Origin of the sequence: Neobacillus terrisolis (genome assembly GCF_051233475.1) — a bacterium.
In the GTDB taxonomy this organism is placed as follows: Bacteria; Bacillota; Bacilli; order Bacillales; family Cytobacillaceae; genus Bacillus_BU.
The window spans coordinates 336,947-361,647 of record NZ_JBKFGH010000004.1 but is presented as its reverse complement, the minus strand read 5'-3'; the positions used below and the strand labels follow the sequence as shown (position 1 = coordinate 361,647).

Below are 24,701 nucleotides of genomic sequence, written 5' to 3'. Positions count from 1 at the left end.
TTGTTATTTTGTACTAGGCAAGCCTTGAAGCAAATGTTTCTGCTCCATTAAGATGGACATTAATTTTTCCACCTGTTCATCTGCACTTCCCTCAATCTTTTTCCCACCTTCTGGTCGAGGTGGAGTAAACATTTTTCCAACGATAGTTGGTGAACCTTTTAACCCTAATTGGGTTTTATCAACTTCGCGAAGATCATTAACGGACCAAATGACCGGCTCGTAGCGTGCTGCATTAAGCATATTTGGTAAGGGGGAGTATTCTAGCTCGTTTATTTCTTTTTCAACTGTAAGCAGACATGGAAGAAACGTTTGAATAACCTCGTAGCCATTCGTTACTTTTCTCTTTACAAAAACCTTTTTTTCTTCTCTATTAACCTCTGTAACCTCTATGACATTTGTTACGGGTGGAATGTCCATCCTTCGTGCGATGCCCGGTCCAACCTGTCCCGTATCGCCATCAATGGCATGCTTTCCACATATCACCAAGTCTACGGGAGTATCCTCCGATATACGTTCAATCGCCTTTGATAAAGCATAGCTGGTGGCTAGCGTGTCTGCTCCTGCAAATGCTCGATCAGAAATTAAAAAGCCTCTGTCTGCGCCAATTTCGATACTTTTTTTAATAACAGCGGTTGCCTGGGGTGGTCCCATCGATAATATAGAAATTGTTCCGCCCACTTGTCTTTTAATTCGAACCGCTTCTTGTACAGCGTGTGCGTCGTATGGATTTAAAATAGCGGGTGCACTCCGGCGGTCAAGCGTATTGGTTTTCGGGTTTATTTTGATGATTTTTGTATCCGGCACCTGCTTTACACAAACAAGAATATGCATGTAGGGAAGTACCTCCTCTTTAAATATGGGTGAAAGCGGTTGCTTGTATCTATTAAACCGTTTTACTACGATATATGTTTTTAAATAGAATCATAGTACCAACTTTTTTGGATTCTTTGATTAATAAGGAAATTGGTTCATATATATGAGAAGAGTATGGTTGGGTCATCTTGTAAAACACGAGGGGAAAAGAAATAAAAATTGTACGTGGATACCGAAATCATATACAATATTAACAAGTTAAAAATAAAAAGATAGAATATTTATTGGTAGGGGGGAAAAATGATACAAGTTGCAATTGGAAGTTTACTCTCTGCCCTTTCAACTGGCCTCGGGGCATTAATCATTTTATTTATGAATCGGTCAATGACCCACCGGTGGCGCGATGTCCTCTTGGCACTCACGGCCGGAATTATGATGGCAGCCTCAACAATGGGACTGATCCCTGAAGCATTAAATAATGGAGGATTTAGTTCATTAGCCATTGGCATTTTTCTTGGCGTCTTAACGTTAACAGTTTTAGAGAAGAATATACCACATATGGATTTACATCATTCTAGTCATAATATCCATTTTGATGAAAAAGCTATGCTCATTCTTGCCGCAATTACTTTGCATAATATTCCTGAAGGATTATCTGTTGGAGTTAGCTATGCGTCTAATTCTCAAGAAACGGGAAATTTAATTGCCTTTGCGATCGGCTTTCAAAATGCACCGGAAGGATTATTAGTTGCACTTTTTTTAGTAAATCAAAATATAAATAAGTTTAAAGCTTTTATCCTAGCAACCTTAACGGGAGTAATAGAAATATTCACTTCCTTCTTTGGCTACTATTTAACATCCTATGTAAAAAATCTCGTTCCTTATGGTCTTTCCTTTGCAGCAGGCGCCATGCTGTTCATTATTTATAAAGAATTAATCCCAGAAAGCCATGGCGACGGAAATGAACGAACATCAACGTATGCGTTTATTATTGGGTTATTGTTTATGATCTTTTTAATCGAAATATTTTAATCATTTATCATTGGCAAAATCAAGAGTCAGACTTTTTCGTCCTAAGTCTGACTCTTGATTTTTACTACATACCATTGGGATTAGCCTAGTTTTACAGGCATAACTTCTCCCGTATAAACTCAAATTGAGCGTAAAGAACCGTAATCGAGAAAATTTCAAAATGTCGTCCAGAATAAGAAATCAGATTTTCAAACTTCGGCCAGTACATTTGGCATGATTGCCATCATCGACCAAAGTACTGTCTTGTTTCCCCCCTGCCTTTTTAAGCTTTTAAGGGCCTCCTTTTGATATTGAAAGATTAATTGGTCTAGTTCTTGACTCCTTCTAATCGTTTCTTCACTCGTCAGGTTTAGGCCATTTTTCTCTGCAGTTACATAGAGCTTTGATTTTCTTTCGTTAATTTCTTCTAATAAGTTCTTATTTTCCTGGTACAACTCCTGTTTCCCCCTAATCCAATCCCTAATCGATTCAATTAAAATATCTGTGGATACTGATGAATTATCACAAGAATTTAATCAAAAGTAAATAGAATCGCAAAACTAGACAATTTTCTCATGCGATATATTTATCGACAGTTTAAGTCGTGTTTATAAATCGAAATTCGACAAAAAACGGGATTCCCAATTTTACATTGCAAAGAAAAAGCATCGTTCACATTGACGATGCTTTTTTTACGTATGATTGGTTATTTAGAGTGAAATTTACTGCAAAGATCCTTCGAAACGAAGCAGTTTTTCTTTTAAATCAATCCTTGTCCCTGCATAGCCAGTAAGCGATTGATTTTTGCCAATCACGCGATGGCAAGGAATAATAATGGGGTAGCGGTTCGCCTTATTTGCTTGACCAATTGCGCGAACTGCCTTCGGATTATTGATTGACTGAGCGATTTCAAGATAGCTTCTTGTCTCGCCAAATGGGATGTTGCATAATTGCTCCCAGACTGCCATTTGAAAGCTCGTTCCTTGCGGTGAAAGAGGCAAATCAAATTCCTTCCTAGTCCCAGCAAAATACTCTTGAAATTGCTTTCTAGTTCTAAGCAAAACGGGATGATTGGGTTGATAAATAATTTGATCGAGATCCTCATTGTTGTGAAAATCCTCTTCACCAAGGTGAATAACAGACAGCTCATCTCCTTCTGCTATTAGGTACAATTCATCAATGATTGTATCTAATTTTGAATAAAATCGCATGGAAATCACCCTTTCCTGTTCATTGTATCGCTTTTTTTACGTAATGGAACAGACGTTAATCTAAAAAGAGACCCAACTCGATAAAGAGCCGGGTCCAAAATATATATAAATTATAATAGTGGGTTCTCATGCTTGGCTTTTAATCTTTGCCATCTCTTTTCAATTTCATGTTCAAATTCTTCTAGCATTGGCTTGTTTTCTTCTTTCAACATATGCTTCGCTTTACCCATATATTTTAACCAATCAGAAACTGGAATTTGTTTTTTCTTCTCTTCGGGATTATAGGTAATCGTTGTTACGCCCTCTTCAATCTCATAGAGCGGGAAGAAATTCGAGTTAACTGCCGCTTCAACAATTGTTGTGCCGTAGCGGTCATCAGATTTCCAGTTTAATGGACAAGTGATTAATAGTTTTCCATAAACGGTACCGACATTTTGTGCGTACCATTGCGCTTTAGCCGCCTTCTTTATTAAATCCTGTGGGAAGGCTTCTGTACCAGTAAATACATAAGGAATATTTGTTGCCGCCATAATTTGCGCTGTGTCTTTATGGTGGAACGTTTTTCCTTGTTGCGTTTTACCGATAGAAGACGTGCTCGTCATATGTCCGATTGGTGTTGAGTAGGACATTTGCGAACCTGTATTCATGTAGCCTTCATTATCATATTCAAGCATAATTAGCTTATGATTACGAAGGGCAGTACCAATGGCTGAACCCATTCCGATATCCATACCGCCATCACCGGTTACCATAACAAAGGTTGCATCCTCTGATACTTCAATCTCACCACGGCGTTTTAACTCCAAGAATGCCTCAACAGTACCAGATAGTGTTGCAGCACCGTTTTGGAACAAGTTATGCATTGTCGTTTGTTTATGAGATGTATACGGATAAGCTGTTGTAACAACATAAGCACAGCCTGTTTGGAATAAGACGACGACATCTCCTTCAATTCCTTTAAAGAAGAGTTCTAGTCCACCAAAAATACCGCAGCCTGGACAAGCTCCATGACCAGAGGCAATTCGCTTCGGTTTTGTTGTAAGTGCACGAAGCGGCGGAATTTTCACCTTTAATTTTTGGGTTGCTTCATCTTTAGTAACTTGAATCAAGCCAGATTTATAAACGTCTCCGTGCAGAGGCTCAATGACAGGTTTTTGCACTTTTTCAGGATTCCCCGGTACATGACCATAGTAATCAAATGGCTTTTCGGCATAGCCTTTTTCCATTGCTTCAATCGCCATGTTAAAGAAGTTTTCTGCATCATCAGCGTAAAAGTCTAAACCACCAAGACCGAATACACGGCTTAGGACGATTGTTTTATTTTCTTTATCATCTTGAAGTGCTGATTTCACTTCATGGGTTAAGTTCGGACCATTCGCACCATAAGAATCGGCACGTTCACCAACGAGCACTGCTTTTACATTCTTTAACGCTTCACGAATTTCTTTTGCCGGGAATGGACGAATGATATTCGGGCTGATAACACCAGCTTTAATTCCTTGTTGTCTTAGCTTATCGACAACATCCTTAGCTGATTCAGCAGCAGAATTTAAAAGGAAAAGTGCAACGTCCGCATCTTCCATTTTATATAAATCTAAAACATCATAAGTGCGGCCGGAAAGCTTAGCATATTCAGCAGCTACCTCTTGGTAAACCTCACCAGCACGTTGGATTGCTTCTGAAAGCTGGTAGTGATTGTTTATTAAATCATCACCATTCATATGAGCCCCGATAGTCACAGGTTTCTTCGGATCTCTCGCAAAGTTATAATCTGTTGGACACTCTCCAACAAAAGCTTGAACAACTTTACGGTTCTTGAAGTACTCCACTTTTCTCTTTTGGTGGGATGTAAAGAAACCATCATAAGCCACAATAACTGGCAATCTAACACTAGAATGCTCTGCAATTTTTAACGCCATAATGTTCATGTCATATACAGCTTGTGGTGTTCTTGCTGTTAAAATAACCCAGCCTGTATTTAACGCATAGTATAAATCCGAATGATCCCCACGGATATCAAGCGGTCCGCTGACTGAACGTGTAACCAAGTTCATTACCATTGGGAAACGAGTACCAGATTGAACTGGCAATTGTTCAATCATATATAATAAGCCGTTTGCACTAGTTGCATTAAACACACGAGCACCAGTAGCAGAAGCACCATAACAAATACCAGCAGAACCATGCTCACCATCAGCTGGAATAAGCTTGATGTCATGTTCGCCACGAGCTTTCATCATATCAAGATATTGTGCAACCTCGGTAGATGGTGTAATTGGGAAATATCCCATAATGTGATAATTTATTTGCGCTGCAGCCATAGCAGCCATTTCATTACCTGATTCGAAAGTAGTAACCTGTTCTGTTGAAAGACCTTTTTGTACATTTTCTTCAAGTAGTGCCATTATCTTATCCCCCCTGTTACATAAGGAAAGTTATGTTTCACACGGTTTTCTTCCGCATAGCCGATTGTTTCGCGTAAATCGCTTAGCGCTGTAGTTGGACATGCTTCTACGCACTTTAAGCAGCCCTTACAATATTGATAATCGATTCCTTTTAAGAACATTTGCTTGCGGCCGCGCTTGTCTTCTCCTTCTTCCCAAACAAAGCAATAATCCGGACAAACAGTATCACAAGCTGCGCAATGGATACAGTCATCTGCCTGATATTTTGGTAAGAAACCTTGGCGGGAGCCACTTAAATCTTTCAAAATACTATTTGCTTGAGAAATCATCACTCCGCCAATTTCCTGAGTCATATATCCTAAAAGCGGTGCTGAACGTTTAAATTGCTTCCCTTCAACACCCTCCGGCGTTTCATACGTTTTAAACTCAACCTCATTGTAACCGCGATCAAAAGTACGTATATTTGGTTCTACCAAATGCGGATATTTCTTTTCAAACGTTTTTCGAATAACATTACGCATGGCATCTGGATCTAAGAAATCACATATTTTGAACAATGCCCCAAGCATTGCTGTATTAACTTTCGTTTTTTCCTCAACGGCAATTGTAAGTGCATCAACGATGGCCAAAGTCCCATGATCAAGTTTTAATTCTGTGCGAATATCATCAAAATCACGAGTTGAGTTGACTAATACAATACCTTCTGGTGTTAACCCACTGACAACGTCAACGGTTTTATATAATGCCTCATGAAAAACACCAATAACATGAGGTTGTTCAATCGGGCTATGATCTCTAATTTGAACATCAGAATCACAAAAACGAATAAAGCTTTTTACAGGAGAGCCCTTTTTTTCTGAACCATATGAAGAAAAGTTGGAACCATTTAACCCAAGACCCAATACCCCTGCTTCGGCTAACATCTTTCCTGCTAAGTTTGCTCCTAGCCCCCCAATGGACTCTAAGCGGATCTCAAAAAAACCAAGGTCATTTTTTTTCGGTAAGACTGACATGTTCTCCCTCCCAATTTCTCCACTTATTTGTAGAAATATTTTCACAAATAAGTAATTTCTATTTTTATTTTATTCTAGAATTCATGAAAAATCTGTGACAAAAATCAAACATCTTTATGAAAATAATAACACAGTTTTATATTTTATTGCAAAAAACGTTATTTATTACGGATAAAATGTTAATAACCATTTATATAACAGAATGAATATTGTAATACAACAGATTGAAAAATGCATCTGTCCACTAGATTAGCTGATTGCTTTTTTCATTTATTTACCAGAATTAGTTGATATGATTAAAAAGAGTGCCTCGTTCTTTTCCAAGCACGACGGACGATGGTCTTTGAAAGTGGGTGTTCAGTATGAATATATTGTTGGCGGAAGATGATGAAAGACTCGGGAAATTGATTCATCACATGCTAAAAAAGGAAATGCACCAAGTTGATTGGGTCAAAAACGGACAAGATGCCTACGACTATGGAAGCTTGTCACAATATGACGTTTTACTGTTAGACTGGATGATGCCGGGAAAAAGCGGAATTGAAGTCTGTAAACAACTAAGAAAAAAAGGATACAAAGGGGGGATTATCTTTATTACAGCGAAGGATGCTCTTGAAGATATGGTCCTTGGTTTGGATTCGGGTGCGGATGATTATATTATCAAACCTTTTCAGTTCGAGGAGCTTTTAGCACGTTTGCGGGCTGTTTCACGGAGAAAAGAAAAGCAAATTGAAGAGATTTTACAGGTTGGCCAACTAAAATTAAATTTAACAACACACACGGCTACCAAAAATCAGCAACCAATCGATCTCTCCAGAAAAGAATATCACCTGCTGGAATTATTATTAAGAAATAAAAATCAAGTGATGTCTCGAACGATTTTATTTGAAAAAATATGGGGCTTTGACACTTTCGTATCTGAAAATGCATTAGATACCCTGGTCAAATTGTTGCGAAAAAAAATTGATACCCCCAGGACCCCTTCAATCATTCAAACAGTGCGTGGGATTGGATATATGGTGAGGGATTGTGATGTTTAATGATGTGAAACGGAAGCTTACTCTCCTGTATACTACTTCTTTATTATTTTTCTTGATTTTGTTTATTACTTCTCTTTATATCTTTATTTCCCATCAAATTGAATGGAAAAATGAGGATGAGCTGAGGAGTTTTTATAGTCGAGAAAATCACGAAATCATTGAGGATTTTTTTGAACAAGATGATCATGGGTTACATTTTGATCCACAAAAAAAAATATTTTTCTATGTTTTTTCTGATTCAGGAGAATTATTATTTGGGGATGAGGTGCTGGAAGGCTTATCCACAAAGATAATTGAACTAAATCAAAAAAAAACAATGACCGATACGAAATCAATCATTGACCAATGGAATGATTCCCATTATATGCTGATAAAAGAAACTTTTGAGTTTGAAAATAACAAAAGCGGTATTGTGTACATTGGAATGGATATTACAAGCGAAAAGCATCTTATCCAAAACCTTACTTGGATCCTTATCGGGTTTACAATCCTGTTTAGCATCCTTTTCGGAATTCTTGGTTATTATTTTGCCGGACAAGCAATAAAACCAATACGAAAAGCATTTGATTCACAACGGAAATTTGTTTCAGATGCTTCTCATGAGTTAAGAACCCCTCTTAGTATTTTTTATAGTTCAATTGATTTACTGATACGAGAAGAAAAGGAACATTTAAGCCCATTTGGTCAAGAAGTTCTTCAAGATGTTAAATCGGAGACAGAGCTTATGAATAAACTAGTAAGTGATTTGTTATTTTTAGCAAGGAGCGATAATCAGCAATTAAAAATTGATAAGAAAAACATCAATCTTTCCATGCTGCTCCATACTCTTGAAGAAAAAATATCGCGGATGGCACCAGAGCAGGTTTCATTTAAAGGTGAAATCGAAGATAATATTTATATTTTTGGTGATGAAGCACGTATTCAACAATTAGTTTACATTCTCATAGACAATGCTTTCCGTTATACTTCAAAAGGCGTTGTTTCCGTATCGTTAATAAAAAAGACGAACTCAATTGAATTAAATGTTGAGGATACTGGAATTGGAATCAGCCAGGATGACCTCCCTCATATTTTTGACCGCTTTTACCGGGGAGATACTTCGAGAGTGAGAGATGGATCGGGTTTAGGGCTATCGATCGCAAAATCCATCGTGACTGCACATAATGGACAAATTCATGTAAAAAGCCAGCTTGGGAAAGGAACAATATTTACGATTGTTTTCAAACTGAAGTAACAAAGGCATAAACCCACCAAAAAAACGGATTATGACGTTTTTTTGGTGGCATTTTTAATTGAATTACTGTTAACGATTTCCGCGCCTTTTAAAATTCCAAGTACGATAATAATTGAAATGGAGCCAAAATAAATGAATTGAGCCCACTTTTCTGATGAATCCGTTCCAAGCAAGATTCCATGCACGGTCATTAATAACCAAGCTGGAACAGCCAACAGATGTATCTTTTTCCATACAGACCGCCCTAATTTTTTCATCAAGAAGTCTGATGAGCCAATTATTAGAAAAAATAAGTAAAAGGATATAGTACCAAGCCCAGAATAGAAGGCTTCATGTTCAGAACTAAACGGCACTAAGATGCTAAAAATCGGGTAATGGACGTATTGATCCCAATATAACATCATCATATGATACAAAATTCCAAGCAAGCCAATCCATCCGCTTGTTTGATGGATTTGCAGAAATTCTCCTTTCCTTCTTTTTAGTGATGGAAAGGCTTGTAAAAAACCAAATGCCAATGAGGCGGTTAATAAAAAGTAGCTTAAAAACCCAGAAAGGCGAATTAAGTTCCACGTTGAAAAATATTCGTTAAACAACGATAACTCCCTCCTTAACTAATGATTACATCACCATTACGATTCACAAGAACATATTTATAGTTCAGATTTAGTTTAGTTAGCTGTTGTTCTAGAGCAGCTCCGGTTTCCATAAAACAAAGCTTAGCTCCCACTTCAGCATCTAAACAATTAGACGTAATAACGGTTGCTTGAATAATTTCAGATTCTACTGGTACGCCGGTTTTCCCATTCAAGATATGATGTTTCTTTTGGTCCCCTTGCCGCCAGCTCCGGTAAATAATATTTGAGGTTGCAATACTCCCATTTTTCAAGGTTATTTGTTTTATTTCCTTGTTATGATGAAAGGGATCATTGATACCGATTTTCCATTCCTTATCACCGTTCGACCACACTGATATGTCCCCACCACCATCCACAATGCCATACTTTACATTAGCAAACCTTTTTAACCATCCCATTGCCCATTCAACGGCATAACCCTTACCAATTCCCCCAAGATCAACTTGTCCTTCCGCTACTCTTGTCACCGAAAAATCGTTTGGATGAAATACAAATGAACTTGATTTCACTAATAAAGTCTTTGTGCCCCTTTCTAATTCAGCTGCTTCAAATGGAAACGACCGATCATAGCCATGGTATTGAAGCAAATCCTTTAAATAAGGTGAAAATAAACCACCCGTTTTATTACGGTAGTCCTCCGCCTTCTGTAATACGTCAAACAATGGTGGGGTTATCGAAATCCTTTGACCAATTATTAAGTTGTTAAGTTTTGACAATTCATTTTCCTCTTGAAATCTTGACCATTCTCGGTCGACATACTTAAACCAATGAATGATTTGCTCCTTCCAATTGGAAATGGAACTATTTGAAACGGATAAGAAGAAATTTGTATTCATCGCCTCAAATGCAAGTTCATTATCCCGACTATGATCTTCTTGTAGAACGATCACTTTGACCTGCTCCCGTCGCTTGGCTTACATCATTAATCGAAAAGTTTGACCAATCTAGTTGAACCAATTCTTTTTCTTTATCATTCATAGAAGCATATACCTCAGAATTTATCTTTAATGAATCTGTATTATTGGTTCCTACGTTTGGATCATTCCCACCAATTTGACTCAGTACAAACGCTGAAAATGCTGTACTGGCAATTCCAACAACCCATTTTGATTTTGTAGAAATTTTCATATTCACTCACCTCATCTTGTTTTTTTAAATACTTTCTAAAATTAGTGACTGTTGAGTCTCATCCCAGGTTACTCTGTACCCTAATGCATTCGTAATGACACTTATTGGTAAGTACAATGATTTTTCAATATACTGGGCCTGTATCGGCATTGGAGTCTTATTTTTATTTTCATAGGCAGCATTGGAACCTGCTCTAACAATTAGTTCTGTTTGTTTATTTGAAATAACTAAAATTTGACTTTTTGGAAAAAAGGTCGATTTCACATTTAATAGTTTTGCTACTTGTTCACCTGAAACGAAGAGCTGTCCTTCCTGAGGTACAACATGAATATTGCTTGAAACATCATTCACTTTTATGATGACTTCGCCAGGCTGACTGATAGGTAAATCGCTATCTTGTGAGGCGATAGCTTCTCTGATCCAAATATTCCAGTACCCTGTTTGGGATTGTGTGGTTTGCTGGGTATCATATCCATCACCGTATTCATCACCCTCCTCATATAATTCATCGTCATCTTCATCATCATCTTTATAGCCATCAAATTCGTGATTCTCTTCATACTCCTCATGCTCTTCATAGAAACTTCGGGTTCCTTCTTCTTCTTCACCATGCCCATGTTCAGCCATAACTGCAATCCCTGCGGAAAATAACGTGATCATGACCGTTGCAAAAAAAACGAGCAATTTTTTCATTATCTTGTTCATTTCATTCCCACCTTAATTTTCATTATGGTGACATTTTATACACCAACTCTGGAAAAAAACTGAAAAAATGGACACTATATAAAAAAAGCTACCCAGGGAATCGTCATGAGACGAATCCTGAATAGCTTTTTTATGTTTTTGGCTGTGTTAAATTTGTCTGTTGATTTCCGCTCCAGGTGCTCCAATCAACAGAGTGTTCTAAATCAACATTGTTCTTTAACACAGCCAGTTTTTAAATATCTTCAACAACAATGTAAGTGGCTTTAACTGGTCCATGGACCCCAACAACAAGGTTTAATTCAATATCGGCTGAGTTACTTGGCCCAGAAATAAAGTTGATGCATGAAGCAACTTGCTCCCCATTTTTCACTTTTTCACGGAGAATTCTTGTCGCTTGTGTCATCCGAGGCACAATGCCGCTTTTTGGAACAATCATAATGGAATTGACTGGCAAAAAGCTCACGTTTCGGCCTTTCCCCTTATCAGCAAGCAAAACAACCGTCCCAGATTCAGCAAGAGTAATGTCACTAACTGTGATTCCAACATTGGCTTTTTCGGCGAACTCGATGTTCGCCTTTCCTTTAGCCGGATCCCATAATTGAATTTCAACATTTTCGTTTGGCCATTCCTGCTTCATTAATTCATCAAGTCCATATTCTGAAAAGCGTTCATCATTCCATGCTGAAATTGGTCCACCGCCAAAATTTTTCACGGTTTCCTTAAGTGTTGCAGGAAGATCACTTTTATTTGTCAGTAAAACAGTTGTATGAATGTTTTTACATTGTTCTTTTAGTATGTCTACTAATTGGTCTTGTGTTGCTCCTTTTAGTACATTGTCCTGTGGGTTATGTTTATATTTTGGAACCTCAACAACGGAAAGTACTTTATCTCGGCCAAGGCGTTTTGAGATAGTTTGTAAGAACGCATCACGGTTAAGAATAGTCCCTTGCATTATGCGTTCCCTCCTTTTTCCCTATTTTTAAACCAATCACGGAATCTTTCTTTATTTGGTGCAGGAAAATCGCGCATCTCTGTCCATGCCTTTAACGGACCCGGGCCTTTGTTAATCTTTTCGCCAACAGTAAACGGATTCATTGCTGCTGGTGCGAATTTTGTTCCAAATTTATATAATGACGGAGTGGAAGCCCCAAATCCGAATGCTTTCATCAATACTTTTTCAGAAAATGGTGCTCGTCCTTCTTTTTCGACGATCACAGTACGATGCTTATGCAAAAGCTCATGAAGCGGGATTTTCACCGGACAAACATCCGTACATGCCCCACAAAGAGTAGTCATATATGGCAGCTCTTTAAAATCATCATAACCGCCGATAAGTGGTGTTAAAACGGCTCCAATTGGCCCAGAATAAATAGAGTTGTATGAATGCCCCCCTACCTGACGGTACACTGGGCAAACATTGATACAGGCAGCACAACGAATACATTGCAATACCGATTGGAACTCACCACCAAGGATATCAGAACGACCATTATCTACAATAACTAAATGGAACTCCTCCGGTCCATCTATTTCGCCCTCACGACGAGGACCTGTTTGAACCGTAATGTAACTAGTCAACTTTTGTCCAACTGAACTCCGGGTTAATAAACCTACTAAAACATCCAATTCTTCAAAAGTTGGAACAAGACGCTCCATGCCCATAACTGTAATTTGCGTTTTTGGAAGTGCTGTAACTAAATCAGCATTTCCTTCATTGGTAACTAAACTAATCGAACCAGTTTCGGCCACAGCAAAGTTACAACCTGTAATCCCGACATCTGCTGTTAAATATTCTTCGCGCAGCATTTTGCGTGCATGTGCTGCGAGCTCTTCAGGTTTTTCTGTACCTGTATAGCCTAATCTCTCAGTAAAAACATCCCGAATTTGTTCTTTGTTTTTATGCAGAGCAGGGACAACGATATGAGATGGTGGATCATGATCATCCACTTGAAGGATATATTCGCCCAAGTCCGTTTCCACTACTGAACAGCCTGCATTTTCTAATGTTTTATTTAAATTGATTTCCTCAGTCACCATCGATTTTGCTTTAACAACTTTTTTTGCATTTTTACTTACGACTACATCTCGAATATAGTCATTTGCTTCTTTAGCTGTTTGTGCAAAAAAGACATGTCCACCTCGTTTTGCAACATTTTCACTTAGTTGAAGTAAATAATAATCCAAGTTTTCCAGAACATGCTGACGCATTTCTTCGCCAAGTGCTCTCCAGTCTTCCCAATTACCCAGTGTTTCCGCTGCATTCGAGCGGCGAACCCCAATCGTATCCTGAGCTTTAGAAACGGCACCACGCATAAATGAATCATTGATTCCTTTGTCGAGACGATCTTTCAGCTTATCCTCGCCAATTTTCATTGCCATGTTTTTGCCCCCTCTTACAATAAAGTCTAAGCTTAAGACATTGTTCAATAGTCCTTGCTTAAAAATATCCTTACTAACGCATATTTAAAACTTCGGCAATATGGAGAACCTTAATCGGTTTTTCTTTACGGTCAATTCTTCCTCGAATATTTAATAAGCAGCCTTCATCCGATCCGATTAGGTATTCTGCTCCAGTTTCTTCAACATGCCTTACTTTTTCGTCCACCATTTGTTCCGAGATATGCTGCATTTTTACAGCAAAGGTACCACCAAATCCACAGCAATGTTCTTTGCCTGGAAGCTCCGTAAATTTAAGACCTTTAACGTTTTCCAATAGAACGATTGGCGGGCGCTTCACACCTAAAAGTCTAGTCATGTGACAGGATGTGTGATATGTAACGGTTGCATCAAATTTTGCGCCAACATCCTCAATTCCTAATACTTCAACAATAAATTGCGTTAACTCATATGTCTTAGCTGCAAGCTTTTTCGCTCTTGGCTCCCATACCGGATCGCCTTTAAACACATGAGGGTATTCCGTAAACATATAAGCACAGGAACCTGACGGAGAAACAACTACCTCAGCGTTTTCAAAGGTTTCAATCATCTTTTTCATCGCTTCTTTTGATTCTTGTACGTACCCGCTGTTATAAGCTGGCTGACCACAACAGACTTGTGATTCTGGAAAATCGATTTCACACCCCAAATGTTCCAGAAGTTCCACTGTAGCTTTTCCAACATTACTACGGAAAAGGTCGACTAAGCATGTTGCAAAAAGGGTTACCTTCATCTTTTTTTCTCCTCCAAACCGGAATGTCGTCTCATCCTCAAACCAAGTCAACCGGTCATCAGATGACTATAATAACAAAAATAACATTTACACTTATATTACTATATAAATATAAGTTTTTGAAAGTGTTTTCAATAATATTTATTATAATGGTCGGAAATTTTAAAAAACGACCATCTGTAGGTCGTTTTTCAAAACAAGGCTTTGTTAAACTTGACTGTTGATTTCCGCTCCAGGCGCTTGCTTTCCGCGGGGCGGGCGGTGAGCCTCCTCGGAGCTAAAGCTCCTGTGGGGTCTCACCTGTCCCGCTGCTCCCGCAGGAGTCAAGCGCCTTCCGCTCCAATCAACATTGTAGAAAAAATCAACATTGGGCTTTAACTCAGCCTAAAACAATAAAAGAGCTATTTGATTATTAGTTCAAATTGATCGGTACAGTTTTCAATAATCGGTTCTAAATTATCTAAATGTGTGAGCATCGCTTTCCGAGCTTTGTCCTCATTCCGCTCCTGAATCGCCTCGAAAATCCTCTTGTGCTCCTCATATAATTGCTCCATCGTTGTCTGATTGGAGTAAAACACTAAGCGGCGTGTTTCCTTCATTGCATCAACAATCATCCCAGAAACATGCTCCATCAAACTTACTAATAAGGGGTTCCCAGAAGCTTGGGCGATAGCCATATGAAATTGCAAATCCGCCTTTTCGCCTAGCTCTTCATCTCCAAGTGTATTACTCATTTCAATTAGTGCATTTGATATTAGCAACAAGTCCTCCTCGGTGGCTTTATTGGCGGCAGCAGATGCAGTACCGGCTTCAATAATTCGTCTAACCTCAAGGAGGTTTCTTACATCCCATTTGTTCATAAGGATCGCCGTCGATAATGGGGAGGAAATTTGATTTGGTTCAAATTCGCAAACATAAGTCCCTTCCCCCTGTTTCATATGAACTAATCCCATCGCCTTTAAGGCCGTTAATGCTTCTCTGACACTCGCTCGGCCAACCTGAAATTTTTCAGCCAGCTGTTGAACAGAATCCAATTTGTCTCCTGGCTTTAATCTTCCGCCACGGATCATTTCTAATAACGCTTCGGTGACCTCTTCATATATTTTTAATGATTTAATTGGTTTATATTGCAAAAAAACCCCTGCTCCCTGTCATATTTAATTTAATAAACTATTACTCCACCTCCTTAAAACCTATTATAACGGACAAAAAATAGCTATCTAAAATTTTATTAAGAAAATTTTTAATAAAAATATTGTTTTTTCGACATAATATATCTATAATTCGACTTACATAGTCATATTTTTTCTTATCGTGACTATTAAAATTTTTTAAACAGTATTGAAAGCGTTTACTAGATAAGTTGGAAGGAGTGAAATAGTTCAATAGTGTTATATGGGGATAAATAATAAAAATAAAATAAAAATCGAAATACTTGGGGGAGTATTATGACATTCACACAAAATTTTACAGCTGTAGGAGATAGTCTCCTTTGGTCAGCAGTAGTAGCACTTATTCCAATTTTGTATTTTTTCTGGGCTCTAGCTATTAAGAGAATGAAAGGCTATATTGCTGGATTAACAACCTTGCTTGTTGCTTTACTTGTTGCAATATTCTTCTACAAAATGCCAGCTGGTATGGCCGTAATGTCTGCTTCACAAGGTGCCGTTTACGGAATCTTACCGATCGGCTGGATTATCATCACATCTGTATTCCTTTATAAAATTACTGTTAAAACAGGACAATTCGATATCATTCGCAGTTCAGTCCTATCGATTACTGAAGACCGTCGTTTACAAGCATTATTGGTAGCGTTCTCATTCGGAGCATTCCTTGAAGGTGCTGCAGGTTTCGGTGCACCAGTTGCGATTTCAGCAGCATTACTTGTTGGATTAGGATTTAACCCACTTTACGCTGCAGGGCTATGCTTAATCGCTAACACTGCACCAGTAGCATTCGGTGCTATCGGGATTCCAATTATCGCAGTAGAAGGACCAACTGGAATTCCAGCTATGGAAATTTCTAAAATGGTTGGTCGTCAGTTACCATTCCTATCAGCATTTATTCCATTTTTCTTAGTATTCATTATGACTGGTTTCAAACGTACAATGGAAGTTTTACCAGCCATTTTAGTTTCAGGTTTTTCGTTTGCCATTACTCAATACTTAAGTTCAAACTTCTTAGGACCTGAGCTTCCGGATATTTTATCAGCATTAGTTTCCTTATTTGCAACAGCCGCTTTCTTAAAGTTCTGGAAACCTGCGACAATCTTCCGTTTTGGTGCAGAACAGGAAATGGCAGCAGCTAGTGCTACAGCAAAGAAAAGTTCAGAAAACAAAGTTTCATATACAAGCGGACAAGTATTCAAAGCTTGGTCTCCATTCTTAGTATTAACAGGTATTATCTCTCTATGGGGTATTCCAGCAATTAAGCTGGCTCTTGCTGGTCACTATGAAGGAACCAACGCTGTTCTAAAAGCGATTAATCCAATTGGACACTCATTAACATTCATGCCTGAGGTTCCTGGGTTAAGTAATAAAGTAATCAATACAGCTGGACAACCAGTGTTAGCAGTTTATAAGCTTGAAGTATTAGCCGCTGCTGGTACAGCGATTTTAATTGCGTGTGTGATTACAAAATTCATTACAAAAATATCTTGGGGCGATTGGGTAACAACATTAGGTGAAACGTTAAACGAATTAAAATACCCACTTATTACAATTGCATCTGTAGTAGGTTTCGCTTATGTAACGAACTCATCTGGTATGAGTACCACTCTTGGTATGTCTTTAGCGAAAACAGGTTCTTTATTCCCATTCTTCTCGCCATTACTTGGTTGGTTGGGAGTATTCATCACTGGTTCCGATACTTCTGCAAACTTACTATTCGGAAACCTACAAAAGATTACAGCTATGTCTGTAGGAATGGACCCTGTACTTGCTGTTGCAGCTAACTCTTCTGGTGGGGTAACAGGAAAAATGATTTCACCACAATCCATTGCAGTTGCTTGTGCAGCAGTAGGATTAGCTGGTAAAGAAAGTGAACTTTTCCGTTTCACAATTAAATACAGCTTCTTCTTAGTGTTAATCATCTGTGTAATGACTTTCTTACAACACACTGTATTCTCTTGGATGATTCCTTAAGTCGAAGTTTACAAAAAAGCATTTTCCTTTGTGGAAAATGCTTTTTTCTTGTTCGCTGGTTTTCCACCTATCAATTTCGCTCATACTAGACTATAATTACTATGGTTTTTATAAGAAAAGCGAAAGCGCCCGGGCAGCGCACGACAGGACTGGAGCTCACCGACTGAGATAAAGGAAACACGAAGAGCGATAGCGATTCGATGTTGACTTATCGTAGGGAGGTGAGTGAAGTCCACTAGGCGCTGGGCGCTGTAGCTGGACAATCATCAAATTTTTAAGGGGAAAATAGCATGAACATTATTTGTACTACTCTTAACGCCAAGTATATTCACACCAATTTGGCGATTCGATACTTAAAAGCATATAGTGAACCCGATTTCAACATTGAGATACCAGAATATACAATTAAAGATCCAACTTTAAGCATCGTAACCGATTTAATTCAAAAAAATCCAAATGTAATCGGATTTAGTTGCTATATTTGGAATATCGAAGAAACGATAAAGGTCATTCAAATGATTAAGAAAATCAACCCAAACATTCTTATCATTGTCGGTGGTCCTGAGGTTTCCTATGATGTTGAAGACTGGATGAATCGCATCCAGGAGTTTGACTTTATCGTAACAGGTGAAGGTGAAGCAACGTTTAAACAATTACTGGAACAAATTCAAAACGCGATGGGATATGAATCAGTGCCAGGTCTCGCCTATCGATCAGCAGGAAAAGTGATCGTGAACAGACAGATGAACAAAATTGACCTTCGTGAGCTCCCATCACCTTTCCGCTTCAAGGAAGACCTCCCTAATCTTTCAAAACGGATAACCTATATCGAAACGAGCCGTGGCTGTCCATTTAGCTGTCAGTTTTGTTTATCATCAATTGAGGTTGGCGTTCGTTACTTTGATCGCGAAAAAATAAAAGAGGAACTTCGCTATTTAATGAACAACGGGGCAAAAACGATTAAGTTCCTCGATCGGACCTTTAATATCAGCAGGAGTTACGCTATGGATATTTTTCAATTTTTGATTGATGAGCATGTTCCTGGAACCGTTTTTCAGTTCGAAATTACCGCTGATATCATGCGCCCTGAAGTCATTCAATTTCTTAATGAGTCGGCACCACCGGGTTTATTCCGATTTGAAATCGGAGTTCAATCGACCAATGATTTAACCAATGAACTCGTAAATCGAAAGCAAAATTTTGACAAGCTAACAAGAACGGTCACCATGATTAAAGAAGGCGGAAAAATCGATCAACATCTTGATTTAATCGCCGGACTTCCAGAGGAAGATTATCAAAGCTTTCGAAAAACGTTTAATGATGTGTTTGCCCTTAGACCTGAAGAGCTTCAGCTTGGCTTTTTAAAAATGCTCCATGGAACCGGAGTAAGACGAAATGCAAGTGAGTACCAGTATATTTATATGGACTATCCCCCATATGAAATACTGGGAAACAATGTACTGTCTTTCAATGATATCATCAGGATTAAACAAGTAGAGGACGTACTCGAAAAATATTGGAATGACCATCGTATGGATACCACCATTGAGTACCTTGTATCTAACGTGTTTTCCACACCTTTTGATTTCTTTCAGCAATTTGGCTCCTATTGGGATGAACAGGGATGGGCACGTATCGGGCATCAATTAGAGGATTTATTTAGAAGATTATCTCAATTTCTCAAAGAGCAAAATCTATCCGATTTTTCGATTATCGAGGGATTAATGAAGTATGATTATTTGCGTAACCAAAAGTACAAGCCTAGAAAACCATGGTGGGACGATCGAATGGCTAAACAGGAAAGAACGGAGACCTACCAGGCAATCTTGGCTGCACCTGAATTGCTGGGCGCTGCGTTTGAAGATTTGAGCCTTTCCGAAAAGGATTTGTACAAGTTAACAGTAATGGAGGAGCTTCATTTTGATTTAGAGGAATACCTTCATTCCGGAACAATACTGAAAGGGAACTATAAACTCCTCGCCTATTATCAGCCGGAAAATACGAAAGCGATTCTGTTTACGATTAGGTAACTAATTATCAAGATCAGCCATCCTTATTATTCACTTCGGAATGGCTGATCTTTTTTATTTCTTCTTTGGCTTTTTCCTTTTAATTTGATTTTGATTCATAAAAGGATACTCAATTAATTTAGCACCATTTATATCTCCAAATTCAATTCCGAATTCCACATTTGTATTGTTTTGACCAGTGTTATTCAATTGGTCTTTCATTGTGCTTACCTTTTCCCTTTCTCCCCTGTTTTGAATTGCGATTGGCGCCTTTCATTGGGTTTTCTCCTGTATCAAATTCAGCGGAAAACTCTGATTCCTGAATATTTTTGTGCGGGGTTTTGCTGTATTTTTCAACTGCATCAAATTTCGCTTTTCTCTTTGCCATAATAACCTCCTCGTAACTCATTAGTGTTCTTACTTATTTTTGTTTGTTGAAACAAAAAACATTCATTCTAAAAATTCCACATAAAGGCAGGTTGAAATCACTCATAATTTCTTCTTTCAAACAAAAAATAAACAAAAAGGGGCTGATAAAATGGAGGACGAAACAAAACAGCAGAACATTGGCATTGACGAAACCCTCCCCCATCAAATTAACGCACCTTGTTTTAAGGGGACTGGAATCAAAATGCAACCACCTTTTGTAAACTCATTTGGTGTGACAATCGGTGACAGTCAATACTCTTCTCCAGAATCTCCATTGGAAAATTGGAGCAAGGAAACCGACCCAGAAATCATGTCTGGAGATGAGTGGGTTCATCCAACCAATGACATCGGCTGGAATACTCCAGAAAATCGGGAATTACTCGAAAGCAAGCGAAAGCCTCAAAGCTACCCTTTTATGCATCCCACGAAAGATGTTAGCAACGGCAAGGATTGACACGATAAAATCCATACCCGCAGGGAGACCCCTGCGGTTTCTTCTTTTTTCGAAAAATTACTTAAGCGTCCCTAAAAAAGTTCTATTATAATAATATTTAAAAGTAATCATTAAGGGGGGAAACGGATGCTTTTCCCAGCAATTGCTGAAAAAATTGTTAAAGATGTGAAGAGATTAATTGGTGAAGATATTATTATCGTCAATACTGAGGGAACCATTATCGCGAGCACAGAAAAAAACAGGATTGGGAATTTTCATCAAGGTGCCCTTATTGCAGCTCAAAAAAAAGAAAAATTCGTTATTTCAGAAAAAGACGAAAGAAAATTAGTTGGCGTTCGAGCGGGGATCAACCTGCCTGTCTTTTTTCGAAGAGATGTAATCGGTGTTATCGGAATTACAGGAGATCCTGGGAAAGTATCGCCTTACGGGGAAATTATTCGGAAGATGACCGAAATGTTAGTAAGTGAAAATTATTTTTCACAGCAGCTTGAACTACAATCAAGGGCCATTGAAGCATTTATTTTTGATTGGATACAAAATCGTGAATGGGATTCAGTTTTTTTAAATCAAGCCAAACTGTTAAACGTGGATCTTTCGGCTAAAAGACAGGCTATTATGATTGAATTACACCAGTTTGAGCATCTCATACTTCGTGACATATACAGCTCTTTTTCAAAATGGAATAACGCGAAAAAAGGTGACATTCTTATGCGCTGGGGTAACAATCGAATCCTTATGCTCCGCAAAGCAACGGACCATGAAAGTCGGGAACAAGTGGTTCACTACATAACCTCCTTTCAAAATTTTCTTGAGGAACACCTTCATTCGATGATGTCGATTGGGGTTGGGCAAAAGGTTTCTCCCAAAGAAATGACTTTGTCTTATAAGCAAGCAGAAAGAGCACTCCGCTCCACTACTTCGCAATCAACGATCATTTTTGATGAAGATTTAACGATTGAAATGATATTAGATGAAGTAAACACTGAAACGAAAATGACTTTCTTACGAAGAACCATTGGCCCGATTGTGTCCGAAGAAGAATTAATTACTACCCTAAGAAAATTATTTGAAAATAATCATTCCCTAAAAAATACTGCTTCTTCACTTCATGTGCACATCAACACGCTTCATTATCGTCTAAAAAAAATATATGAACTTACAAATCTTGATCCATCAAACATTCATGATTTACTTACTTTATTTTTAAGCCTACAAATATTAGATGAATCAACAAAAAGGGAGCCTAAATAAGGCTCTTTTTTGTCGGTTCATCCATAGAAAACAATCCCCCCTTTTTTTATACTTATTATAGTAATAATGTTTACATTATTGTATGGGGTTTTGTAAGCGCTTAATAATTAATTGGGGGAATCAACATGATATCAAATGAAGTAGCAAAAAAGTTTATTGCTATTGTTGGACAGGAAAACTATGACGATTCAAGTGTTGGACGACTTTCCTATTCTTACGATTCAACACCAAACAGACAGGCAATGCCAGATGCAGTAATTAGTCCCCGCACCACGAAAGAGGTCTCAGAAATCGTAAAAATTTGTAACGAGCATTCGATTCCTATTTACGCTCGCGGTACAGGCACAAACCTTAGTGGTGGCTGTACACCAACCCAGGCCGGAATTGTAATGCTGTTCAAAAATATGAATAAAATTAAGGATTTAGATTTAGAAAACTTAACGATTACAGTTGAGCCTGGCGTTATTACAATGGATATTATCAAAGCCGTCGAAGCAGAAGGCTTATTCTATCCGCCAGATCCAGGTACAGTAAAAATTTCAACTATCGTTGGAAATATTGCCGAAAATGCCGGCGGTCTTCGCGGTCTAAAATACGGTGTTACTCGGGATTATGTAATTGGTCTTGAAGTCGTTTTAGCAAACGGTGATATTATCCGCACTGGCGGTAAATTAGCGAAAGACGTTGCCGGATACGATTTTACTCGTCTGATGGTTGGTTCTGAAGGAACTCTTGGTATTATTACAGAAGCGATTCTAAAGCTTGTTCCTAAACCGGAAACGAAAAAGACGGCATTAGCGTTATATCAGGACGTTGAATCAGCTGCAAAAACCGTATCCAAAATTATTGCAGCTAAAATTATCCCTACTACTTTAGAATTCATGGATAAGGCGACGATACAAGTGGTTGAAGCCGCTACAAAAATCGGACTTCCTACTGATGTTGAAGCCATTCTTCTAATCGAACAAGACGGACCAGCAGAAATTGTGGCTCGTGATATGGAAAAAATCGCTGAGATTTGTAAGGGCGAAAATGCAACATCCATTCAAGTTGCAAAGAATGATGAAGAAGCAAACCAGCTTGCTACAGCGCGCCGTACCGCTTTATCAGCACTAGCTCGCTTAAAGCCTACTACCATCCTTGAGGATGCAACTGTACCAAGATCTGAAGTTGCCAACTTGGTTAAAGCGATCAATGAAATTGCCAAAAAATATAATGTCAAAATTTGTACGTTCGGTCATGCAGGTGACGGAAACCTTCATCCAACCTGTCCAACAGATGCTCGCAACAAAGAAGAAATGCATCGCGTTGAACAAGCATTCGCAGAAATCTTTGAAGCTGCCGTTAAACTTGGCGGTACCATATCCGGAGAGCATGGTATCGGCACAGAAAAAGCTCCTTACCTAGAATTAAAGCTAGGAAAAGAAGGAGTTGCAGCAATGAGAGCAGTTAAAGATGCATTAGATCCAAATAATATTTTAAATCCCGGAAAAGTTTTCCATGAAAATAACCGAAACCGTGTGGTGATCTCAAGATGACAACAGCAAAAGAACGTGAAATTATCCAACAATCATTTAAGGATAAGATGAACGAAGATGATCTCTATAACTGCGCGAGATGCGGATTCTGTTTACCATCTTGTCCAACCTATATTGAATCAGGATTTCAAGAGTCACACTCTCCTCGTGGCCGTGTCGCTTTAATGAAAGCTGTGGTTGACGGTTTAATCGAACCGGATGAAGACTTTGAGCATTCAATGAACCTTTGCTTAGGGTGCCGCGCATGTGAGTCAGTTTGTCCATCAGGAGTTAACTATAGCCACTTGCTTGAACAAGCCCGTGATTGTATTGCGCAAAACAAGAAATACTCTGCACCGGTTCGGGCGGTACGCAATGTTGTGTTTAATCATCTTTTCCCTAAGCAAAACAATATGAGAACATTAGTTAATTTAATCGGTTTCTATCAGCGTTCTGGTTTGCAAACCGTTGCAAGATCAACGGGTGTAATGAAGCTGTTCCCAGATACAATTGCAACAATGGAACGTGTTCTTCCAAAGATTGCAACACGGAAGGAAATGTTAAGCCGACCAAATCTTCATTCTGCGTTTGGCACACAAAAGAAACGAGTTGCATTTTTCACAGGTTGTTTAATGGATACAATGTTCTATGAAACAAATAAGTCGACCATTCAACTTCTGCAGCATGCAGGCTGTGAGATCGTTATTCCTGATGATCAGGCTTGCTGTGGTGCCCTTCATGGACATTACGGTGAGAAGGATAATTCGAAGGATATGGCTCGTAAAAATATTAAAGCATTCGAAGATCTTAATGTTGATTATATTATTACTAATGCGGGTGGCTGTGGAGCATTCTTAATTGAATATGATCATGTGTTGCACGATGATCCTGAGTTCGCTGAGCGTGCAAAAGACTTTGTCGCCAAACTAAAGGATGTCGGTGAAATCTTGGTTGCCCTAGATTTCCACAAAAAAGAGCTAAGATTGCCTTATCAGGTTATCACCTATCAAGATTCCTGCCACTTAAAGAATGTGATGAAGGCATCTCAGTATCCTCGTATATTGCTTAAAGCAATTAAGGGCGTGGATTATCATGAAATGGTCGAAGCTGACCGTTGCTGTGGATCAGCGGGTATTTATAACATCATTCAATCAGAAATGTCCATGAAGTTCCTTGATTATAAAATGGATCGAATTCGCGACACCCAAGCAACAACGATTGTTACTTCAAACCCTGGTTGCTTACTGCAAATGAAGTTGGGCATTGAACGTGAAGGTTTAAGCAAAACTTCTCGCGGGGTTCACATCGTTGACTTATTGTTAGAAGCGTTTGAATACGCTCAACAAAATCAATAATAATTTTTTGTACGGAAAACCTCTATCGAAATGTGATGGGGGTTTTTCTATGTTGATGGATGAATATAAGTGTGTGGGCTGCTCAAGCTATTATAATTATTATTATTATTGTGGCCCCTTTGATGGTTTTTCTCTCGGTTTTGGCCGGATAAACTGTCCTTGTGACCATTTGTTTG

23 protein-coding genes are annotated in these 24,701 nt (G+C 38.5%); 9 read left to right on the top strand and 14 right to left on the bottom strand.

Annotated features, from left to right (window positions below; all coding sequences use genetic code 11):
• Positions 1-3 precede the first annotated feature (3 nt).
• Positions 4-831, bottom strand: coding sequence for an electron transfer flavoprotein subunit beta/FixA family protein (locus tag ACI48O_RS03855; RefSeq protein WP_435560388.1), 828 nt, complete (start codon positions 829-831; stop codon positions 4-6).
• Positions 832-1,113: 282 nt separating this feature from the next.
• Between ACI48O_RS03855 and ACI48O_RS03850 the strand changes: the two genes are divergently transcribed.
• Complete coding sequence (locus ACI48O_RS03850) at positions 1,114-1,845, top strand: ZIP family metal transporter (protein ID WP_435560387.1); 732 nt, start codon at positions 1,114-1,116, stop codon at positions 1,843-1,845.
• 188 nt (positions 1,846-2,033) lie between these two features.
• Here the strand turns inward: ACI48O_RS03850 and ACI48O_RS03845 are convergent, their stop codons facing one another.
• The 4 genes from ACI48O_RS03845 to ACI48O_RS03830 all read right to left on the bottom strand — a co-directional run bounded on the left by ACI48O_RS03845 (position 2,034) and on the right by ACI48O_RS03830 (position 6,453).
• Entirely contained in the window at positions 2,034-2,279 is a 246-nt protein-coding gene (locus ACI48O_RS03845) for a Spo0E family sporulation regulatory protein-aspartic acid phosphatase (protein ID WP_435560386.1), read from the bottom strand.
• A gap of 267 nt (positions 2,280-2,546) precedes the next feature.
• On the bottom strand, positions 2,547-3,035 hold the full coding sequence (locus tag ACI48O_RS03840; RefSeq protein WP_435560385.1) for a methylated-DNA--[protein]-cysteine S-methyltransferase: 489 nt from the start codon (positions 3,033-3,035) through the stop codon (positions 2,547-2,549).
• Between the two features lie 110 nt (positions 3,036-3,145).
• Complete coding sequence (locus ACI48O_RS03835) at positions 3,146-5,440, bottom strand: thiamine pyrophosphate-dependent enzyme (protein WP_435560384.1); 2,295 nt, start codon at positions 5,438-5,440, stop codon at positions 3,146-3,148.
• Complete coding sequence (locus tag ACI48O_RS03830; protein WP_435560383.1) at positions 5,440-6,453, bottom strand: 2-oxoacid:acceptor oxidoreductase family protein; 1,014 nt, start codon at positions 6,451-6,453, stop codon at positions 5,440-5,442. The genes ACI48O_RS03835 and ACI48O_RS03830 overlap by 1 nt, the downstream gene beginning before the upstream one ends.
• Before the next feature lie 362 nt (positions 6,454-6,815).
• Here ACI48O_RS03830 and ACI48O_RS03825 point away from each other — a divergent pair, with 362 nt between their 5' ends.
• Positions 6,816-7,493, top strand: coding sequence for a response regulator transcription factor (locus ACI48O_RS03825; protein WP_435560382.1), 678 nt, complete (start codon positions 6,816-6,818; stop codon positions 7,491-7,493).
• Positions 7,486-8,727, top strand: coding sequence for a sensor histidine kinase (locus ACI48O_RS03820; protein WP_435560381.1), 1,242 nt, complete (start codon positions 7,486-7,488; stop codon positions 8,725-8,727). Before ACI48O_RS03825 ends, ACI48O_RS03820 begins: the two co-directional genes overlap by 8 nt.
• Before the next feature lie 29 nt (positions 8,728-8,756).
• Here ACI48O_RS03820 and ACI48O_RS03815 read toward each other — a convergent pair whose 3' ends face one another.
• The 8 genes from ACI48O_RS03815 to ACI48O_RS03780 form a co-directional block, all read right to left on the bottom strand.
• Complete coding sequence (locus ACI48O_RS03815) at positions 8,757-9,323, bottom strand: ferric reductase-like transmembrane domain-containing protein (RefSeq protein WP_435560380.1); 567 nt, start codon at positions 9,321-9,323, stop codon at positions 8,757-8,759.
• Positions 9,324-9,337: 14 nt separating this feature from the next.
• Positions 9,338-10,255 (bottom strand): FAD:protein FMN transferase, encoded by a 918-nt coding sequence (locus tag ACI48O_RS03810; RefSeq protein WP_435560379.1) that lies wholly within the window; start codon positions 10,253-10,255, stop codon positions 9,338-9,340.
• On the bottom strand, positions 10,230-10,493 hold the full coding sequence (locus tag ACI48O_RS03805) for a hypothetical protein (RefSeq protein WP_435560378.1): 264 nt from the start codon (positions 10,491-10,493) through the stop codon (positions 10,230-10,232). Before ACI48O_RS03805 ends, ACI48O_RS03810 begins: the two co-directional genes overlap by 26 nt.
• Before the next feature lie 24 nt (positions 10,494-10,517).
• Positions 10,518-11,198: a copper amine oxidase N-terminal domain-containing protein gene (locus ACI48O_RS03800; protein ID WP_435560377.1), complete on the bottom strand. Its 681-nt coding sequence runs from the start codon at positions 11,196-11,198 to the stop codon at positions 10,518-10,520.
• Positions 11,199-11,430: 232 nt separating this feature from the next.
• Positions 11,431-12,150, bottom strand: coding sequence for a LutC/YkgG family protein (locus ACI48O_RS03795; RefSeq protein WP_435560376.1), 720 nt, complete (start codon positions 12,148-12,150; stop codon positions 11,431-11,433).
• Entirely contained in the window at positions 12,150-13,577 is a 1,428-nt protein-coding gene (locus ACI48O_RS03790; RefSeq protein WP_435560375.1) for a LutB/LldF family L-lactate oxidation iron-sulfur protein, read from the bottom strand. The genes ACI48O_RS03795 and ACI48O_RS03790 overlap by 1 nt, the downstream gene beginning before the upstream one ends.
• A 73-nt stretch (positions 13,578-13,650) precedes the next feature.
• Positions 13,651-14,367 carry a (Fe-S)-binding protein gene (locus ACI48O_RS03785; protein WP_435560374.1) on the bottom strand — a complete coding sequence of 239 codons (717 nt, stop codon included), beginning with the start codon at positions 14,365-14,367 and terminating at the stop codon, positions 13,651-13,653.
• A 401-nt stretch (positions 14,368-14,768) separates the two neighbouring features.
• Positions 14,769-15,500, bottom strand: a complete 732-nt coding sequence (locus tag ACI48O_RS03780) for a FadR/GntR family transcriptional regulator (protein ID WP_435560373.1) — start codon at positions 15,498-15,500, stop codon at positions 14,769-14,771.
• A gap of 315 nt (positions 15,501-15,815) precedes the next feature.
• Here ACI48O_RS03780 and ACI48O_RS03775 point away from each other — a divergent pair, with 315 nt between their 5' ends.
• Positions 15,816-17,510 (top strand): L-lactate permease, encoded by a 1,695-nt coding sequence (locus ACI48O_RS03775; RefSeq protein WP_435560372.1) that lies wholly within the window; start codon positions 15,816-15,818, stop codon positions 17,508-17,510.
• 290 nt (positions 17,511-17,800) lie between these two features.
• Entirely contained in the window at positions 17,801-19,540 is a 1,740-nt protein-coding gene (locus tag ACI48O_RS03770; RefSeq protein WP_435560371.1) for a B12-binding domain-containing radical SAM protein, read from the top strand.
• Positions 19,541-19,721: 181 nt separating this feature from the next.
• Here ACI48O_RS03770 and ACI48O_RS03765 read toward each other — a convergent pair whose 3' ends face one another.
• The gene (locus ACI48O_RS03765; RefSeq protein ID WP_435560370.1) at positions 19,722-19,907 is read right to left on the bottom strand and encodes a hypothetical protein; all 186 of its coding nucleotides are present in this window, start codon (positions 19,905-19,907) and stop codon (positions 19,722-19,724) included.
• A 150-nt stretch (positions 19,908-20,057) separates the two neighbouring features.
• Between ACI48O_RS03765 and ACI48O_RS03760 the strand changes: the two genes are divergently transcribed.
• The 4 genes from ACI48O_RS03760 to ACI48O_RS03745 all read left to right on the top strand — a co-directional run bounded on the left by ACI48O_RS03760 (position 20,058) and on the right by ACI48O_RS03745 (position 24,525).
• Positions 20,058-20,402 carry a DUF3905 domain-containing protein gene (locus ACI48O_RS03760; RefSeq protein WP_435560369.1) on the top strand — a complete coding sequence of 115 codons (345 nt, stop codon included), beginning with the start codon at positions 20,058-20,060 and terminating at the stop codon, positions 20,400-20,402.
• A gap of 126 nt (positions 20,403-20,528) precedes the next feature.
• Positions 20,529-21,653, top strand: a complete 1,125-nt coding sequence (locus ACI48O_RS03755; protein WP_435560368.1) for a CdaR family transcriptional regulator — start codon at positions 20,529-20,531, stop codon at positions 21,651-21,653.
• Between the two features lie 125 nt (positions 21,654-21,778).
• Positions 21,779-23,191, top strand: coding sequence for a glycolate oxidase subunit GlcD (gene glcD, locus ACI48O_RS03750; RefSeq protein WP_435560367.1), 1,413 nt, complete (start codon positions 21,779-21,781; stop codon positions 23,189-23,191).
• Positions 23,188-24,525 (top strand): (Fe-S)-binding protein, encoded by a 1,338-nt coding sequence (locus ACI48O_RS03745; protein WP_435560366.1) that lies wholly within the window; start codon positions 23,188-23,190, stop codon positions 24,523-24,525. The genes glcD and ACI48O_RS03745 overlap by 4 nt, the downstream gene beginning before the upstream one ends.
• Positions 24,526-24,701: the final 176 nt, after the last annotated feature.